Here is a 17,236-nt window from a genome sequence, read left to right as displayed (position 1 = left end):
TTGTGCTTGTGACCGAAGTCACTCTGCACTCGCATCAAGCGCCCACACTTATCGGTTGTTTAATTGTTAAAGAGCGGTACTGCTAAATTCTGTACTGCGTTTACTTCTTACTGCCATCTGCCCTCAACTTCGGCTAACTTCGCTTTCGCGTCGTCGCTGTCGTTGCAGCAGAGAAACGAGATTATGAAGAAGTTTTTATCGTTTGTCAAGTCAGCTTCGTTTTCGTTTCGAACTTTCGTTTTTCAACTCAAACTCACTGCCTTGCCACTCGACCTCTTCAGGCCTCGCCCTAGCAGCTATCGAAACATCAGGGTTAACCCTAACTTTTCGGCAACTGCCAAGCCTGAAACTATAACACAACTTTTGCAGATTATGCAACCGGCTTTTGCCTAATTTGCATCCCATCTTGCAACCCCGCTATCCGGTGAATCTCTTCACTTTCCAGCAGCCCCAGGAAACCCCAGAGGTTGGTTACCGCTCAGTCAGCTAGCAACTTGATTCAGACCACCCTACCGGGTAAACCCTGATTCGCTGTCACCAGCCAAGCCCAAGACTATAGCACAATTTTTGCAGATTGTGCAACTGGCTTCTGCCTGATTTGCACCCTCTTTTGCAAAACCCGCTGACTGCTGGTTCGAGAATCAGGTCACAAACTGCTGACCCACTCATCGCCTTGGAGCCCTGCGGCAAATCCGTCTTGCCGAGGCATCCAGATCCGTTGCACTTGCTTGGCTTCGCGGTTCAGAAAACTGCTTGAACTGCGAAGGAGCGAAACTATAGCACAGAATTTTGCGTTGTCACACGCACGACGCAAAAAGCTTGATGAATTCCGCTTCGGACGCCGCAGCAACCGCCCCGCCAGTCCACCGGCCAGTCCGCCAGCATACGCCGCGGGCCCTTCCTCGCCAGCTTGCGCCGCACTACCCCGTCCGTCACACCTGCCGGCCCTGACTCGCGGACGGCCAGGGTTACCGCCCAGGACAGCCATCTACGCACAGGACAGTCCCTATATATAGAGAGGCGCACTTGCGCTCATCTGGCTCTCTATATATAGATAGCTGAACTTGTCTATATATAGATAGAGTTGAACCATCGACTTGCCTGGCCCATAGGTACGTTTACTATTCGCCTTGGCGCCCTGCCCGCGCCCCACACCTCCGGAGAAGATGCCCCCATGCCCCCAACCATCGCGCTGAGCGAAGATATCCTGATCAACATCACACCCTTCGAGACGCGCGTCGCGCTGGTCGAGCAGGGATCGGTGCAGGAGCTGCACGTGGAACGCAGCATCCAGCGCGGGCACGTCGGCAATATCTATCTGGGGCGGGTGGTACGGGTGCTGCCGGGCATGCAGAGCGCGTTCATCGATATCGGCCTGGAGCGCGCGGCGTTCATCCACATTGCGGACCTGCGCGAGAACCGCGGCGAGCGCAGCCAGGGCTTGACGCCGACCCCGATAGAAAAGCTGCTTTTCGAGGGACAGACCATCATGGTCCAGGTGGTCAAGGACCCCCTGGGCACCAAGGGCGCCCGGCTGTCGACGCAGATCAGCATGGCCGGCCGCATGCTGGTGTACCTGCCGCATGATCCGCACATCGGCATCTCGCAGAAGATCGATTCGGAATCCGAACGCATCCAGTTGCGCGAGCGCTTGCAGGCGCTGATGCCCGCCGAGGAAAAAGGCGGCTTCATCGTGCGTACGCAGGCGGAAGGCGCCAATGACGAAGAACTGACGGCCGACCTGGAGTACCTGCGCAAGCTGTGGGCCAGCGTGCAGGCCGCCGCCCGCACACGCCCGGCGCCGACGCTGCTGCACCAGGACCTGACGCTGGCGCAGCGCGTGCTGCGCGATATGGTGGGGCCGTCGACCGGGTCGATCCTGGTGGACTCGCGCACCACCACCGCGGCCATGCTGGAGTGGGCTCGCGTCTATACGCCGTCGGTGGTGGACCGCATCCAGCATTACAGCGGCGAGCGCCCCCTGTTCGACACGGCCAATGTGGACGACGAGATCGCCAGGGCGCTGTCGCGGCGAGTGGACCTGAAGTCGGGGGGCTATCTGATCATCGACCAGACCGAGGCGTTGACGACGGTGGATGTGAACACGGGCGGCTTCGTGGGCGGCCGCAATTTCGACGACACCATCTTCAAGACCAACCTGGAAGCGGCGCAGGCGATTGCCCGCCAGCTGCGACTGCGCAATCTGGGCGGCATCGTGATCCTGGACTTCATCGACATGGAAGAGCAGGAGCACCGCGAAACCGTGCTGGCCGAATTGAAGAAGGCGCTGTCGCGTGACCGTACCCGCATGACGGTCAACGGCTTCACGCAGCTGGGCCTGGTGGAGATGACGCGCAAGCGCACCCGCGATTCGCTGGCCCATCAGTTGTGCGAGCCCTGCCCCATGTGCGAATCGCGTGGCAATGTGCGTACGCCGCGCACGGTCTGCTACGAGATCCTGCGTGAAATCCTGCGCGAGGCGCGGCAGTTCAATCCGAAGGAGTTCCGCATCCTGGCGTCGCAGGATGTGGTGGATCTGTTCCTGGAGGAAGAAAGCCAGCACCTGGCGATGCTGGGAGACTTCGTGGGCAAGCGGGTCTCGCTGGAAGTGGAGAGCACGTACACGCAGGAGAAGTACGACATCATCCTGGTTTGATGATCTGGACGGCGGTGGCGCGCAAGGTAGTTTCAACCTTGGGGGAGCAGACCTGTCCGCCCCGACAGCGCAGAGCCCGGTTAAGGTATATTACCCCCCTTCAAAAATCACAACTTTGGGCCATGTCTGTAACGTCGGTAAGTCAAAGCGCGGGAGGTGTTAGTTCACGCTGGAAAATCGAGGCACTATTCATCGTGGTCGTGGCAGCAGCCGCTCTCTGGAGCTGCTACTGGCTGCTCGACCCGCGCAACTTCTTCAGAGCGGATGATTGGGCTTGGCTTGGATTTTCGGCGTTTCGCGATCTTGGGGATTTCCTGAATATCTTTCCCAAGATCATATACAACGACCGGCCGGTCGGCGCCCTGTTCATTCGTGGCATGCATCACCTGGTGGGCTTGAACTATCCGGCGTTCCAGGCAGCCTTGGTGTTCCTGCATGTCATCAACAGTGTGATGCTGTACCTGATTGCTCGCCGATACATGCCCCGTACGGGTGCTTTGGTTGCGGCGATCCTTTCCGCAACATGGTTTGTGGCACTCAACTCGGTGGGCTGGGTAGCCGCCATCTTCGACCTGCTGGGGGCCACACTTTGCCTTCTGGCCGTGCTGTTGCGTCAGCAGGCGCTGCGCCGAGATGGCAACTGGTGGTGGAATATTGCTGGTGCCCTGGCTTATCTGCTGGCATTGAGAACCAAGGAATATGCCATAGGACTGGTGGCGGTGTTGTTCCTGATGGACCTGTTGTGTGAGCGTCGGCGCATTCGCCAAATCCTGGTCGGCCTGTCGCCCTATCTCGCCATTTTCATCGCCTACATGGCAAGCTATCTACTGATATATGCCCAGACGCCCATCCCGGCCGACAACCCCTACAAGCCGCATTTCTCGATAATTGACGTAGTGACCAATCTCTGGCATTACGTGCTGAACATGTTCTATCCGGACATCATAGGCCGTCGCGCCATCGTGGTGGCCGTCGCAGGCCTGGTGCCCCTTATGGTACTCACGATATGGCGCCGCAATGGGCTGGTGGTATGGGGGTTTGTCAGCTTTGCGATCCTGCTTGGACCGACGCTGCTGCTGTCCAGGCACTTGGATAACCTTTACCTGTATGCCCCCCATTTTTTCATGGCGCTTGTGATCGGTGCGGGTTTTACAGCGGGTTGGATTGGCCGACTGATTGCACTGGCACTGACAATTTTCCTGGTTGTGGCGCCTGCGGTGTCGGGACTGCGCGACGGAGTCATCAACTTCACGCTGAACAAGACGGAGGTGATTCAATCGCAGTACCAGTTTGCCATGAAGCATCTGGCAGATGCCGAGGACAACACCACCGTGGTGGTTTCCGGCGTAGAGCCGTACTTCAATCTCTTTTCCTATGGTCCGGGTGACGCACTGAATATTGCGGTTTGGCGCAAGAAATTCAAAGTTATTGTCGAGAGGCCGATAGAAGAGCTGGACCAAGCCTTTTGCCAAGCGACTGGTGCCAAACGGTTCTTCCATTTCGATGGAATGACGGGTACGGACGTAACTGATGAGAAAGTCGAAAAATGCGCAGCAATTCCGAAATAGCCACTACGCAGCCACGGGTTTCCGATCCGCTCGTGTCGATTGTCGTTCCGTTCTATAACGAAACGGAGACGATCAGCTTTTTCTACGAAACCATTACCCAGGTACTGGCGGAAATGGGAATTCGTCGCTATGAGCTGGTCTGCGTCAACGATGGCAGCAAGGATGACACCTTGCTCAAGTTGGTGGCGCTGTCCAAGACGGATGATCAGGTACGCGTGGTTGATCTTTCCCGAAATTTCGGCAAAGAGGCCGCACTGACGGCTGGCGTCGATGAGTCCGTGGGCGATGTGGTGGTGCCGATTGATTGCGATCTGCAAGATCCGCCTCAATTGATCGGCGTCATGCTGGACCGTTGGCGGCAAGGGTTCGACGTGGTCCTGGCCAAGCGCTCGGATCGCTCATCCGACAGCTACCTGAAGCGGGTAACGGCCGGCGCCTTTTATCGCGTGCACAATAAGTTATCGGACACCAACATTCCCGATAACGTAGGCGACTTTCGGCTGATGGACCGGCGCGTGGTGGATGCTCTCAAGCTGCTGCCCGAGCGACGCCGATTCATGAAAGGCCTGTTTGCGTGGGTGGGCTTCAAGTCGACGGTGGTCGAGTATGCGCGCGAGCAGCGCGTCGCGGGCACCACCAAATTCAGCGGATTCAAACTGGTCAACTTCGCCATTGAAGGCATTACCAGTTTCAGCACGGCCCCCTTGCGTCTGACGACCTATATGGGGCTGGTGATATCTGCCGCTGCGTTCCTGTATGCCATGTACATCATCCTGCGCACCATGTTTCATGGCGTGGATTGGCCTGGCTACAGTTCGATGCTGACCGTGATTCTGTTCCTTGGCGGGATACAGCTGATCAGCGTGGGGATCGTGGGAGAGTACGTTGGCCGAATCTACATGGAATCGAAGCAACGTCCGATCTACATCATCCAAGGCAGGTATCAGAAGGACGATACTTGACCTATGGGGCCAAACGCGGACTCAATGCCGAACAGCTTGACCCGCGTGGCCACATTGAAACCGATCTGCCGCGCATGATCGCACACCGCCTTCGGGCGGTTTTCTTTTGGCGGCGACGCAGAAGACGCGTCGTCCTGCTACGGGCCACGTGGCAAGGCGTTCTATCAGTTAACACGCAAACTTTCACATCAATGTGTGTGAAATTTGTATCGCCGCACTTCGATTGAAATGAAGTTTGAAACCCGTGGCATGGCGAGCGATGACCCGATAAGCTCGCCGGCGGCTGGGCTGGCCTGACTCTTTTCGAGGCCTGCCCTTTCCTATGCTTTCGGAGAATCACCCCATGAAATCCCTATTCCGTCCGTTGGTTGCGCTGGCACTCGCCTTGCCGCTGATGCTGGCCGCCTGCGGCAGCAAAGAACCCGAACAGCGCGCCGCGTTCATGCAGTTCCTGCAGACCCGCATCGTCGACAAGCCGGGCGTGCGCGTGCCCAAGCTGACGGATGAAGAGAAGAAGTCGTTCGGCGACTACGCCTCGCAATATGCGGTGATCACAGACTTCAATTCGGGCATGGACGCGTCGGTCAAGCCGATGGGCAACCTGATGCAGAAAGGCGCGGTGCGCTCGTTGAACGACGTGGTCGCCCGCCGCGATGACCTGAAGACGGTGCAGGCCGGCCTGAAGGACATGGGCGAAGCGCTGACCAAGGAACAGGCCAAGGCGGATGCCGCCCGCGCCCAGCTCAAGCAGCCGGACGACCTCAAGGCGGTCTATGACAAGGCCTACGACAAGACGGTGACCCTGCCGGCCAACACCTTCCGCGAAGTGCTGCCGCAGATCACCGGCACGCTGGATAGCAGCCTGGCGATCGCCGACTATGTGGATGCGCACAAGTCGCAGATCGACCTGTCGGGCCCGGTGGCGCGCGTGCAGGACCCGACCGTGCAGGCCGAGCTGAACAAGCTGCTGCAGGAACTGACCGCCCAGGCACAGAAGGTGCAGCAGGCGCAGACCCGACTGCAAGCGGTGATGATGGGCAAGTAAGCTCACCCGCTGCCCCGACCGAAAGCCGCCTTGCGCGGCTTTCTTTTTTCCATGCCCGTCTGATGGCGATGCGCCGGGCATACCGGCCATGGCCGGCCCGGGATCTTCAGTGTTCCCCTTGCCGGCGGGATCGACATGCCCCGCGGGATCAAGCCGCGGCGACCGTTACGCGATTGCGGCCGGTTTCCTTGGCGCGGTACACCGCCGCGTCAGCCGTTTCGACCAGTATGGAAGCGTCGTCGGCTGGCTTGGGAATGCAGGTCGCCACGCCGATGCTGACCGTGACGATGCCCCCTTCATTGTCTTCATGCGGGGCGTGCAGACCGACCACGGCCTGGCGGATACGTTCCGCGATTTCCACGGCGCGGTCCTGCGCGGTATCAGGCAGCAACGCCACGAATTCCTCGCCGCCGTAGCGCGCCACCAGGTCGCGCGGGCGACGCGCCTTGCCGCGCACGGTCAGCGCCAGGATCTTGAGCAATTCGTCGCCTTCCTGGTGGCCATAGCGATCGTTGTAGAGCTTGAAGTGGTCGGCATCCAGGAACAGCAGCGACAGCGGCTGGCCTTCGCGGATGGCGCTCTGCCATTCGCGCTGCAGCGTTTCGTCGAAGGTGCGCCGGTTGGCAATGCCGGTCAGGCCGTCGGTCTGGGCTTGTCTTTCGAGCTGGCTTTCGACTTCCTGGCGCAGCCGGGTTTCGCGACGATAGAGGACGATCTGGGCCATGACGGATGCGAACAGCGCGAGGGTGATGGGGATGATCAGCATCGCGCGCCGCTCCCAGCGCTGGAGCACCTGGTCCACCGCCAGCGCCACGTCGACGATCAACGGCGCGCCGGGCACTGTATCGAAGGTATAGAGCCGTTCGACCCCGTCGGGCGCCAGCGCGCCCACGAAGGCGCCGTCGCGCCGGATCAGGAATTGCTGGAAAGCCTTGGCCTGGCCAATGTCGGCGCCCAGGTCAGTGGACGAATAGGGCGAACGCGCGATGACGGCGCCGTCGTTGCGCAGGATGGTGATCGAGTCCTGCGGGCCGAGGGACAGCCGCGCGAACCGTTCGCGGAAAAAGGCCAGCCGCAAGGATCCCGTGACGACCCCGGCGAAACTGCCGTCGGCGTTGGACAGGCGCCGGCTGATGCCGATGCTCTCGTCGCCGTCGCGCAAGCGGCTGCGATAGGGCTGGCTGACGTACATGCCGGCATCGGCGCTGTCGCGATGGACCTGGAAGAAATCGCGGTCGGCGAAATTCGCCTTGGCCGGTTCGATGGATTGCGAGTCATAGACAACATTACCCTCGCTATCCAGAATGAGGATGGTGCCCAGAAATTCGGCGCTGGCCGAGCGGTCGAACAGGAAACGGTGCAGCGTGGCGCGTGGCAGATCGCGAATGCCCGGTTCCTGCAGGCGTTCGATGACGCCCTGCAATGACAGGTCGTAGACGTGGATGGTGCGCCCGATATCGGCTGCCAGCACTTCGGTCAGGTTGCTGGCGGACACGTAGGCCTGGGTCCAGGAGGCGCGCCGATCCAGCCAGAGCAGCGCGACCGCGGCCGCACAGATGCCGACGGCAATCAGCCCCGCCAGGGCATACAGACTGCGATGTAGTAACCCATGGGACTTCAATACGGCGCTCCTTCGCGATCGCGGGGGATGTCGTGCTTTTTTAGGGTCATAATGCCGCAAGCATGAGCTGACAGGCAAGATAGCGGCTTGCGGCCGCCCTGCCCTTATTGAACGAATCTATGAATACCCCGGACAGGATTTACAGCTTGCCTAACCTGCGGTTCACCCAATGGCTGGTGGATCCCGGGCGCAATGTGCCGCCTGATATCCGGGTGGCGCTGGTGGGCGGGTTGTTCGGCTCGCTGCCGATTTTCTTCGGCGGCATCATCAATACACTGCTGGTGGCGGCGCTGATCACGCTGCGCCGCCCCGAGCCCCTGTTTTTCCTTTGGCTGGGACTGGAAGCACTGGTGTGCGCATCGCGCATCGTGGTGCTGGTGTCGGCACGTCGCCTGGCGCTGACGGGCCGGCCCACGCCGACCGACCTGTACGTGGTGCTGGCGCTGGGCTGGGCGGGGAGCGTGGGCTATGGCACGTTCATCAGCCTGACCAGCGGCGACTGGATCGCGGCCACCCTGGCTTGCCTGTCGGCCGCGTCCATGGTGGGCGGCATCTGCGTGCGCAATTTCGGTGCGCCGCGCCTGTCGGCGGTGATGGTGGCCTTGAGCGTGGGGCCGTGCGCCCTGGCCGCCTTATTCACCCAGGAACCCATTTTCTGGCTGGTGCTGGTGCAGGTGCCGCTGTACATGACGTCGATGTCGATGGCGTCGTACCGGCTGAACCGCATGCTGGTGTCGACCATGCTGGCCGAGCGCGAAAACGAGCGCCAGGCACGGCAGGATTCGCTGACCGGGCTGCTGAACCGCTATGGCCTGTTTCGCGCGCTGGACCTGGCGGTGGGACGCGCCAGTCAGGGCACGGCGGAATTCGCCGTGCTGTACCTGGATCTGGACGGCTTCAAGGCGGTCAATGACACGTATGGCCACGGGACCGGTGACGCGCTGCTCAAGCAGGTGTCCGAACGGCTGCTGGCGTTAAAGCCCCCAGGCGCGGAAGCCGGCCGTATCGGTGGCGACGAATTCGTGCTGTTGATGCGGCTGGACGGCGACGAAGACATCCGGCGCTTTTCCGACCGCATCATCGACAGTGTCCGCCAACCCTATGATTTGCAACAAGGTCTGCCGGTGTTCATCGGCGGCAGCATCGGTATTGCGTTGATTCCGCGCCACGGCGCCGATACGGCCGCCGTGCTGCATGCGGCCGACCGCGCGCTGTACCTGGCGAAGTCGGCCGGGAAAAGCCGGGCGGCGATGGCCCAGCTCTAGGGTCTTGCCGTCAGGATGCGACGGCGGCGGCGATCCGGAACGGAAAGGCCTTGGCCCCACGCGCCTTGTCGGTTTCGCGGTGGGCGCTGATCGCCCAGGCCGGCCCGGCCGATACAACCAGCTGGCGCATGGCGCCGGCAGAAAACCCACATTGCAGGGTGGTGGCTTGACGCCTTGCAAGCTCCATCCCGACAGCGTGTGGGGTCGTGGAAATACGATCCGATTGCAGCATGGCAGCCCCCTGGCAAACGCGCTTCAAAGCGAAGCGCCGTGGAAACCAATCTACCTCAGCCGATCGGGCTTGCGCGTGAAATGATGCGTAAAGTAATGCAAAGAGTCCGTAATAAGCCTGTCATGGCTCAATCGGATGCGACCCTGGGCTACGCCCGGGTAACCATCACAGGCGGCGTGGTGCCGACAGCGGCGCCCTGTGTATCAGGCAGGCGCGCCCGGCTCTGAGTGGGAAGCATGCCCCGTGGTTTCCCGGTCGGGCTGATCGTTCTTGCCATCGGCCGGCCCCGTCATGTTGCCGTATAGCAGCGACCGGCCGGCGAACAGGCCGCCCGCGACTTCGAGTTCGAAGCGGTCGGTATCGCGTTTGCGCACGTCGGCTACGACTTCGGCGGCCTCGTCGGCCGGCACGCCGATGACGCGCAGCGCGGCTTCGCCGAAGGCCAGGGCCGATTCGAGGGTTTCGCGGACCTGATAATCCACCCCCTCTTTGGCCAGCGCCAGCGAGTGGATCCGGTCGTAGGCGCGCACCACCAACTGCACCAGGGGGAATTCGGCCTTGATCAGCTTGACCATGTGGTTGATCGACTGGGGGTTGTCGATACAGATCAGGATGGCCTTGGCGTTTTCGGCGCCCGCCGTGCGCAACATGTCGATGCGGGTACCGTCCCCGTAATACACCTTGACGCCCCATTTGGCGGCGGCGCGGATGGCGTCGGTGTCGGTATCCAGGATGGATACCTTCATGCCGCGGGCGAGCATGGCCTGGGTGACGATCTGGCCGAAGCGGCCGAAGCCGACGATGAGCGCGCAGCCGTCCAGGTCCTGGGCGACGTCGACGCCTTCCATCGATGGGGCGGGTTTGGGCAGCAGCCAGCGCAGGGCCAGCACGCACAACGGCGTCAGCGCCATCGAAATGATGACCACGGCGATCAGCACCGCCGCCAAGTGGGCGTCGAAGATGCCGGCGGCCGCGGCCGCACCGTACAGCACGAAGGCGAATTCGCCGCCCTGGGCCAGGAGGGCCGCGCGGGTCAGGGCTTCAGCGTGGCTGGCGCGCAGCAGCCGGGCGACCACATAGACGCCCACCGACTTGACCCCCATGAACACGACGACCGCAGCCAGGATCAACTGCCATTCGCGGGCCACGGCGGACAGGTCCAGCGACATGCCGACGCCCAGGAAGAACAGGCCCAGCAAAATGCCGCGGAAGGGCTCGACGTCGGCTTCGAGTTGATGCCGGAAGGTGGATTCGGACAGCAGCACGCCGGCCAGGAAGGCGCCCATGGCCATGGACAGGCCACCCAGTTCCATGACCAGCGCCGCCCCCAGCACCACCAGCAAGGCGGCGGCGGTCATGACTTCACGGGCCTGCGCCGCGGCCAGCAGCCGGAACAAAGGGTTGAGCAGCCAGCGCCCTGCCGCCAGCAAGGCCAGGATGCAGCCGACGGCGATGGCCGATTGCAGCCAGGGATCGCCGTGTTCGCCGCCGCCCGATGGCGCCAGCAAGGCCACCAGCGCCAAGAGCGGCACGATGGCCAGGTCTTCGAGCAGCAGGATGGAGACGATGCGCTGGCCCTGGGCGCTGGCGGTTTCATCGCGCTCGGCCAGGATCTGCATGACGATGGCGGTGGACGACAGCACGAAGCCCATGGCCGCCATGAAGGCCGCGGCGCCCGACAGGCCGGCGGCCAGGCCGACCAGGGTCAGCAGCGCGCCGCAGGCCAGCACCTGGGCAACACCCAGGCCGAAGATCTCGCCGCGCAGCTTCCACAGCCGCGACGGCTGCATTTCAAGGCCGATGATGAAGAGAAACATCACGACGCCCAGTTCGGCGACGTGCAGGATGGACTTGGGATCGGAGAACCAGCCGATGCCGAACGGGCCGATCACCAGGCCGGCGGCCAGGTAACCCAGGACGGAGCCCAGGCCCAGGCGCTTGAACAGGGGAACGGCCACCACCGCCGCCCCCAGCAAGACCACGACATTGACGAGCTGGTTGCCATCGGCGGGCACGGACATGGGCGGCTCCAGGTGGCGCGGCGCGGGGCGCCGCGCGCGGGGGGTCAGTCTTCTCGGAACTGCATCTTGTAGAGCGAGGCGTACAGGCCGTTGGCGGCCAGCAGCTGGGCGTGGGGGCCCTGCTCGACGATCTTGCCGGCATCCAGCACGATGATGCGGTCGGCGTTTTGCACGGTGGACAGGCGGTGCGCGATGACCAGCGTGGTACGGCCCTTCATCAGGCGTTCGAGCGAGGCCTGGACCTGGCGTTCGGATTCGTTGTCGAGCGCCGAGGTGGCTTCGTCGAGAATCAGGATGGGTGCGTTCTTGATGAGGGCGCGGGCAATGGCCAGGCGCTGGCGCTGGCCACCGGACAGGCGGGCCGCGTTTTCGCCCACCGGCGTGTTGATGCCCTGCGGCAACCCTTCGACGAATTCGAGCAGGTTGGCGGCGGCCAGTGCATCGCGCACCTGCTGCTCGCTGGCCTGGCCCAGGGCGCCATAGCCGACGTTGGCAGCGATGGTGTCGTCGAACAGCACGACGTCCTGGCTGACCAGCGACAGGTGCGAACGCAAGCTGCGCAGCTTCAGGTCGTTGATGGGCACGTCGTCCACGAAGATGGCGCCGGTATCGGCCAGGACGAAGCGCGGCAGCATGTTGACCAAGGTGGTCTTGCCGCTGCCGGAGCGGCCCACCAGGGCCACGGTCTGGCCGGGTTCGACCACGAACGACACGTCGTTGACGGTATCGCGATCCGCGTCGGAGAAGCGGTGCGTGACGTTGCGGAATTCAACCTTGCCGCGCACGGGCTCGGGCAGGTCGCGGGTGCCGGTGTCGCCTTCGGGCACCTGGTCGATCAGCGTGAACACGCTTTCGGCGGACACCAGCATCTTTTGCATGCGGGCGGCCAGGTTGGTCAGGCGCTTGATGGGGTCGAAGATCTGGGCGAGCGCGGCCATGAAGGACGCGAAGCTGCCCACCGTGAGGGCGCCGCTGTTGGCCTGGCTGAGAGCCACGGCGATGACCGCGCCCACGGAAATCGAGATGCAGACCTGGGTCAGGGGCGTCAGGGCCGCGTCGGCGGTGGCGGTGCGCATGGCGAAACGGCGCAGGCGGGTGCTGACGAAATCGAAGCGGCCGCGTTCGACTTCGTAGCCGTCGAACAGCTTGATGACGCGCTGGCCGTCGATGCCTTCGCTGACCACCCGGGTCAGCTCGGCGTTCATGTTGACCATTTCGCGGTTGATGCGGCGCAGGCGCTTGATGAAGACCCGGGCGATCAGCACCGAGACCGGCAGCATGATCAGGATGATCAGGGTCAGCACCCACGACATGTACAGCAGCACGCAGATCAGGGCGATGACGACGAGGGTTTCGCGCACCAGCACCGTGATGACGTCGGTGGCGTAGCCGGTGACGTTGCCTGCGTCGATGGTGAAGCGGTTGAGCAGGCGGCCGGTGTCGCCGCGCTTGAAGTCAGCGTCGGGCAGGCCCAGCAGGCGCTCGAACATATCGCGCCGCATGCCCAGCAGCACGTTGTTGGCGACCCACGCCAACAGGTAATCGCTGAAGAAGTTGCAGACGCCGCGCACGAAGATCAGTCCGACCACCGCCAGCGGCAGGGCCCAGACGTAGTAGGGTTTGGTGCCCGCGAAGCCATCGTCCAGCAGGGGCTTCATAATGACGGCCAGCGTGGGCTGCGTGGCGGCGGCGCCGGCCATCAGCAGGGTCGCCAGCACCAGCCCCTTCCAGTAGGAACCCACCCGGGTGTAGATGCGGCTCCAGAGTTCAGCTTTGACGGGCTGGGAGCCCGCGGGCGCGTTGCGTGCGGCAGAATTCAAGGAATCACTCGCTTTAATACAATTGTGCCCGGGATTGTACCGGCTACGCGCTGCGGCGCGGCGCCCCCGTCCCCCCTTCAGCCCTAATTGCGCACCGCGCCTGTCCATGTCCGAAATCAGTTGCCTTTACGTCCGCCTGCCCAATTGGGTGGGCGATGTCTGCATGAGCCTGCCCAGCCTGCGCATCCTTCAGGCCACCGGCGTGCCCCTGGTGATCTGCGCCCGCCCCTGGGCCCGTGATCTGCTGGATGGCGTGGCAAAGCGGGATTTCATTCCCATGCTGGGAAAAGTGGGGCCGGATCGCGCCCAGGTCAATAACCACCGCCGCGGCCTGGGTGCTGAAGGCCGCCGCGCGCGTGGCCTGCTGCTGCCGGATTCCCTGTCCAGCGCCTTGGTATTCCGGCTGGCGGGCCTGCCGTCGGCCGGCTACCGGGACGACGGCCGCAGCTTCCTGTTGCGCTGGCCGGTGGCCAAGCCGGATGCGCCCCTGCATGCGGTGCAGTCCTGGTACCACCTGACCCGCGAGGCGCTGACGCGCTGGAGCCTGCCCGCCGGCCCCGCCGAACCGGGCCCGACGCTGGATCTTCCCCTGACGCCCGCCCACGAAAGCGCCGCGTCGCTGGCGCTGGAAGCGGCCGGGCTGGCCGGCCAGCGCTTCGTGCTGATTGCCCCCACGGCCACCGGCCTGCACAAGGGCAAGATCAAGGTGTGGCCGGGATTCGATACACTTACGCGCGCGCTGCAGGCACGGGGTCATACCGTGGTAATGTGCCCTCCTCCAGCGGAAACCGACGAAGCCCGACGCAATGCGCCGACGGCGCAGTTGCTGCCTCCCCTGTCGCTGGGCGCCTTTGCCGCCCTGACGGCCCGGGCGGCGCTGGTGATATGTAACGATTCCGGCGTGTCGCACGTCGCCGCGGCCGCAGCCGCCCGGGAACTGACGCTGTTCGGCGTCACCCGCCCGGGCCGCACCGGACCGTGGTCGCCCAAGGCCGTGTGCGTCGGGTCGGAATCGGCATGGCCGTCCATTGAACAAGTGGAACAGCAGGCGAACCTGCTGCTGGACGGCGCGCAGTAAACGGATTGTTTTGACATGACTCTTTCCAGCTATCTCGCCAATCTGATCATTCCCTACAATTTGTGCGTGACCCTGGTCGTTGTCGGCCTGGTCCTTGGTTTGTTCCGCCTGCGCAAGACGGGCGGCGCCATCATCCTGGCCGGCCTGCTGTGGGCGCTGGCCTGGTCGCTGCCGGCCACGTCGCTGTGGCTGGGCGGGGCGCTGGAAAGCCGCTACCCGCACCTGCCACCCACCGAGTCCCCCACCGCCGACGCCATCGTGGTGCTGGGCGGCAACACCGCCAATGGCCGCGCCAACTGGTTCCTGCCCTACGACAAGGACACCGCGGTCGTGCGTATCGACACCGCGGCACAGCTGTACCTGGCAGGCCGTGCGCCCAAGATCGTTCTGTCCGGCGGCGCCCTGGAAGGCGACGTCAGTGAAGCCCGCGGCATGGCCCATGCCATCCGCCAGCAAGGGGTGCCGGAATCGGCCCTGATCCTGGAAAACGCCAGCCGCACCACCTACGAAAACGCGGCGCTGACCGAAGACCAGTTGAAAACCCGCGGCATCGGCAAGGTGCTGCTGGTGACGTCGGCGCTGCACATGCCGCGCGCCATGGCGGCCTTCTCCAAGCAGGGCGTGACCGCCATTGCCGCCCCCGCCCCGCCGCAGATCGTGCGCCCGGCCGACGGATCGCTGAACCCGTGGCTGCCCGACCAGCGCACCTTCGACGCCAGCCGTTCCATCATCAAGGAATACGCAGGGCTGTTCGTGTATTGGCTGCGCGGGTGGGTCTGAGCATGGGCACGGCGCTGGCCTGCCGGCCGGGCTGCGGCGCGTGTTGCATCGCGCCGTCGATCACCAGCGCGATTCCGGGGATGCCGGACGGCAAGCCCGCCGGGGTGCCCTGTATCCAGCTGCTGCCCGACATGCGCTGCGCGATCTTCGGCCAGCCTTCGCGGCCGGATTTCTGCGGCGGGCTGCAAGCCCAGCACGATATGTGCGGCCCGGACCGCGAGTACGCGATCCGCTGGCTGGGCGACTTGGAACAGGCCACGGCGCCGCGGCATTGAAAAACGGGACCTTTCGGGTCCCGTTTTCATTTGGGGGTCCAACCGGAGCGGGCAGAAAGATCAGCCGCGTTCGTCCAGCACCGCCTGATACAGCGCTTCGTAGCGCGCCGCCACGGTTTCCCAGCTTTGGTCGCGGGCGATGGCCAGGCCGCGTTCGGACAGGGCTGCGCGCAGGTCGGGTTCGTCGCCCAGGCGTTGCAGGGCCTGGGCCAGTTGGGCGCCGTCGCGCGGGTCTTGCAGGATCAGCGCGTCCTTGCCAGCCGAGAGGTACTGGGCAAAGCCGCAGTAGGCGGGCGAGCTGACCACGACTGGCAAGCCATGGGACATGGCTTCCAGGGGCGCCATGGCGTAGCTGTCGTTCAGGGTCGGGTGGGCGTAGATGTCGGCCGCGGCGAAATACTGGGCGACGTCGGGCGTGGGGTCGACCAGGGTGACGCGTTGGGCGACCGCCCCGGCCGCGCGCACGCGCTCGCGGGTGGCGTCGTCGGCGCCCACCACCAGCAGGCGGTACGGCGCGGGCAAGAGGGCCAGGGCATCGAGCAGCGCGGGCAAGCCTTTGCGCAGCGGGTTGCGGGCGACCAGCAGGCAGCCGATGGTGCTGGCATCCCAGCCCAGGCGCGCACGGGTGGCATCGCGGCCGGCGGCGGCTTCGGGGGCGGGCAGCTTGACGCCGGGCGCGATGATGTCGACCGGCAACTGCGGGCCATAGCTGCGGTGCAGCTGGTCCATGATGAGCCCCGACACGGCCACCACCCGGCGCGCGGGCGCCTGGCGCACGCGGAATTTCTCGAGCAACAGGTAGGTCGCCAGGCGCGGGCTGAGCCAGGCCAGTACGCGCTTGGCCGGCTTGACGCGGGTCAGCCGGTTGTAACGCACGGGGGTGACGTGCATGACCTGGATTTCACCAGCCCAGCCATTCATGTGCGAATGCACGATGTCGTACTGGCCGCGGGTCAGGCGATCGGCCTTCCAGGCGAAGTACAGCACCCGCATCCAGCTGGGCAGCCAGCCGGGAAAGCGCACGGGCAGGAAAGGGAAAGGCAGGTCGCTGTCGAAGTCGCGAGCGACGATGGAGACGTCGTGGCGCTGGCCGAGCACGCGCATGAGTTCGACACCGTAGGCCTCGGCGCCGCCGAAGCGGTTGCCGAAGCGGTCGACCAGCAATGCGATGCGCAGCCGCCGCTCAGCCGCGCCCGCGGGAGTCTTCATAGCGGGTCAGGCATTTCTGCAGGAAACGGAAGATGCCGGTCGAACGCGACACCGTTACCCGCGGCAGGCCGAAGGGATCGTCGCTGGCGTTGGCCAGGCCGCGCTTGGTGAGCGTGGCGTTGTCGTAGCCGGCTTCGCGCGCCATGGCCAGGTGTTCGGGGCCGTGGTCGCCGTAGGGATAGCAGAAGGCCGTGACCGGGGCGCCCAGCGCCTGTTCGAGCACGTCTTTGGACTCGACCATCTGGCGGCGGGCTTCGTCGGGCGTCATTTCGGGCAGGTGGACGTGGTCCAGCGTGTGCGAACCGACTTCGTGGCCCGATGCCGCCCACTGGCGCATTTCTTCGACCGTCATGAGCGGCGAGTGCGGAATGCCGATCTTGGCGTCCCAGACGTTGCCGCCGTCGAACTGGTTGGCCACCAGGTAGTTGGTAGCGGTGAAACCCAGCTTGTCCAGCACCGGCATAGCGTTCTGGACGACGTTGCGATAGCCGTCGTCGAACGTGATGCCGAACACCTTGCCGCGGCGCTCGCCCCGCACGTAGGGCATGACGTCGCGCATCGACAGGCCGCGGTAACCCAGGAAACGCATCCAGCGCATCTGCCGGGCGAAGTCGTCGGGGTGCACCGTCAGGCCACGAAACGGCGTGCCCTTGGGGTTGGGCTCGCCGATCTGGTGGTACATGAGAATGGGGATAGACATAGCG

General features: G+C 63.9%; 14 protein-coding genes. 8 read left to right on the top strand and 6 right to left on the bottom strand.

Annotation, left to right across the window (positions count from 1 at the left end):
- Positions 1-1,192: 1,192 nt before the first annotated feature.
- The 4 genes from rng to AC3WMR_RS04890 all read left to right on the top strand — a co-directional run bounded on the left by rng (position 1,193) and on the right by AC3WMR_RS04890 (position 6,231).
- Positions 1,193-2,656, top strand: coding sequence for a ribonuclease G (rng, locus tag AC3WMR_RS04905; RefSeq protein WP_492262873.1), 1,464 nt, complete (start codon positions 1,193-1,195; stop codon positions 2,654-2,656).
- A 122-nt stretch (positions 2,657-2,778) separates the two neighbouring features.
- Positions 2,779-4,224 (top strand): glycosyltransferase family 39 protein, encoded by a 1,446-nt coding sequence (locus AC3WMR_RS04900; protein WP_492262851.1) that lies wholly within the window; start codon positions 2,779-2,781, stop codon positions 4,222-4,224.
- A complete protein-coding gene (locus AC3WMR_RS04895; protein ID WP_492262850.1) occupies positions 4,203-5,186 on the top strand; it encodes a glycosyltransferase family 2 protein in 984 nt (327 codons plus the stop codon). The genes AC3WMR_RS04900 and AC3WMR_RS04895 overlap by 22 nt, the downstream gene beginning before the upstream one ends.
- A 343-nt stretch (positions 5,187-5,529) precedes the next feature.
- Positions 5,530-6,231 carry a DUF3053 domain-containing protein gene (locus AC3WMR_RS04890; protein WP_492262849.1) on the top strand — a complete coding sequence of 234 codons (702 nt, stop codon included), beginning with the start codon at positions 5,530-5,532 and terminating at the stop codon, positions 6,229-6,231.
- A 148-nt stretch (positions 6,232-6,379) separates the two neighbouring features.
- On the opposite strand, the gene AC3WMR_RS04885 is transcribed toward AC3WMR_RS04890, so the two are convergent.
- Positions 6,380-7,852 carry a sensor domain-containing diguanylate cyclase gene (locus AC3WMR_RS04885; protein ID WP_492262848.1) on the bottom strand — a complete coding sequence of 491 codons (1,473 nt, stop codon included), beginning with the start codon at positions 7,850-7,852 and terminating at the stop codon, positions 6,380-6,382.
- 119 nt (positions 7,853-7,971) lie between these two features.
- On the opposite strand from AC3WMR_RS04885, the gene AC3WMR_RS04880 reads away from it, so the two are divergent.
- Complete coding sequence (locus tag AC3WMR_RS04880; RefSeq protein ID WP_492262847.1) at positions 7,972-9,117, top strand: diguanylate cyclase domain-containing protein; 1,146 nt, start codon at positions 7,972-7,974, stop codon at positions 9,115-9,117.
- 10 nt (positions 9,118-9,127) lie between these two features.
- Here AC3WMR_RS04880 and AC3WMR_RS04875 read toward each other — a convergent pair whose 3' ends face one another.
- The 3 genes from AC3WMR_RS04875 to msbA form a co-directional block, all read right to left on the bottom strand.
- Positions 9,128-9,349, bottom strand: coding sequence for a hypothetical protein (locus AC3WMR_RS04875; RefSeq protein ID WP_492262846.1), 222 nt, complete (start codon positions 9,347-9,349; stop codon positions 9,128-9,130).
- 203 nt (positions 9,350-9,552) lie between these two features.
- Positions 9,553-11,370 carry a monovalent cation:proton antiporter-2 (CPA2) family protein gene (locus AC3WMR_RS04870; protein ID WP_492262845.1) on the bottom strand — a complete coding sequence of 606 codons (1,818 nt, stop codon included), beginning with the start codon at positions 11,368-11,370 and terminating at the stop codon, positions 9,553-9,555.
- A 44-nt stretch (positions 11,371-11,414) separates the two neighbouring features.
- The gene (gene msbA, locus AC3WMR_RS04865; RefSeq protein WP_492262844.1) at positions 11,415-13,190 is read right to left on the bottom strand and encodes a lipid A export permease/ATP-binding protein MsbA; all 1,776 of its coding nucleotides are present in this window, start codon (positions 13,188-13,190) and stop codon (positions 11,415-11,417) included.
- A gap of 106 nt (positions 13,191-13,296) precedes the next feature.
- Here msbA and AC3WMR_RS04860 point away from each other — a divergent pair, with 106 nt between their 5' ends.
- The 3 genes from AC3WMR_RS04860 to AC3WMR_RS04850 are packed head-to-tail and all read left to right on the top strand — an operon-like array spanning position 13,297 to position 15,323.
- Positions 13,297-14,268, top strand: a complete 972-nt coding sequence (locus AC3WMR_RS04860) for a glycosyltransferase family 9 protein (RefSeq protein ID WP_492262843.1) — start codon at positions 13,297-13,299, stop codon at positions 14,266-14,268.
- A 15-nt stretch (positions 14,269-14,283) separates the two neighbouring features.
- Positions 14,284-15,048 carry a YdcF family protein gene (locus AC3WMR_RS04855; protein ID WP_175219494.1) on the top strand — a complete coding sequence of 255 codons (765 nt, stop codon included), beginning with the start codon at positions 14,284-14,286 and terminating at the stop codon, positions 15,046-15,048.
- A gap of 2 nt (positions 15,049-15,050) precedes the next feature.
- On the top strand, positions 15,051-15,323 hold the full coding sequence (locus AC3WMR_RS04850; RefSeq protein ID WP_492262842.1) for a YkgJ family cysteine cluster protein: 273 nt from the start codon (positions 15,051-15,053) through the stop codon (positions 15,321-15,323).
- Between the two features lie 60 nt (positions 15,324-15,383).
- Here the strand turns inward: AC3WMR_RS04850 and AC3WMR_RS04845 are convergent, their stop codons facing one another.
- Positions 15,384-16,532, bottom strand: a complete 1,149-nt coding sequence (locus AC3WMR_RS04845) for a glycosyltransferase family 4 protein (RefSeq protein ID WP_492262841.1) — start codon at positions 16,530-16,532, stop codon at positions 15,384-15,386.
- Entirely contained in the window at positions 16,507-17,232 is a 726-nt protein-coding gene (locus tag AC3WMR_RS04840; RefSeq protein ID WP_492262840.1) for a polysaccharide deacetylase family protein, read from the bottom strand. The genes AC3WMR_RS04845 and AC3WMR_RS04840 overlap by 26 nt, the downstream gene beginning before the upstream one ends.
- Positions 17,233-17,236: the final 4 nt, after the last annotated feature.

The sequence above is a fragment of the Achromobacter sp. FW305-C-28 genome, from assembly GCF_058783235.1.
This window is presented reverse-complemented; position numbering and strand designations above follow the sequence as displayed.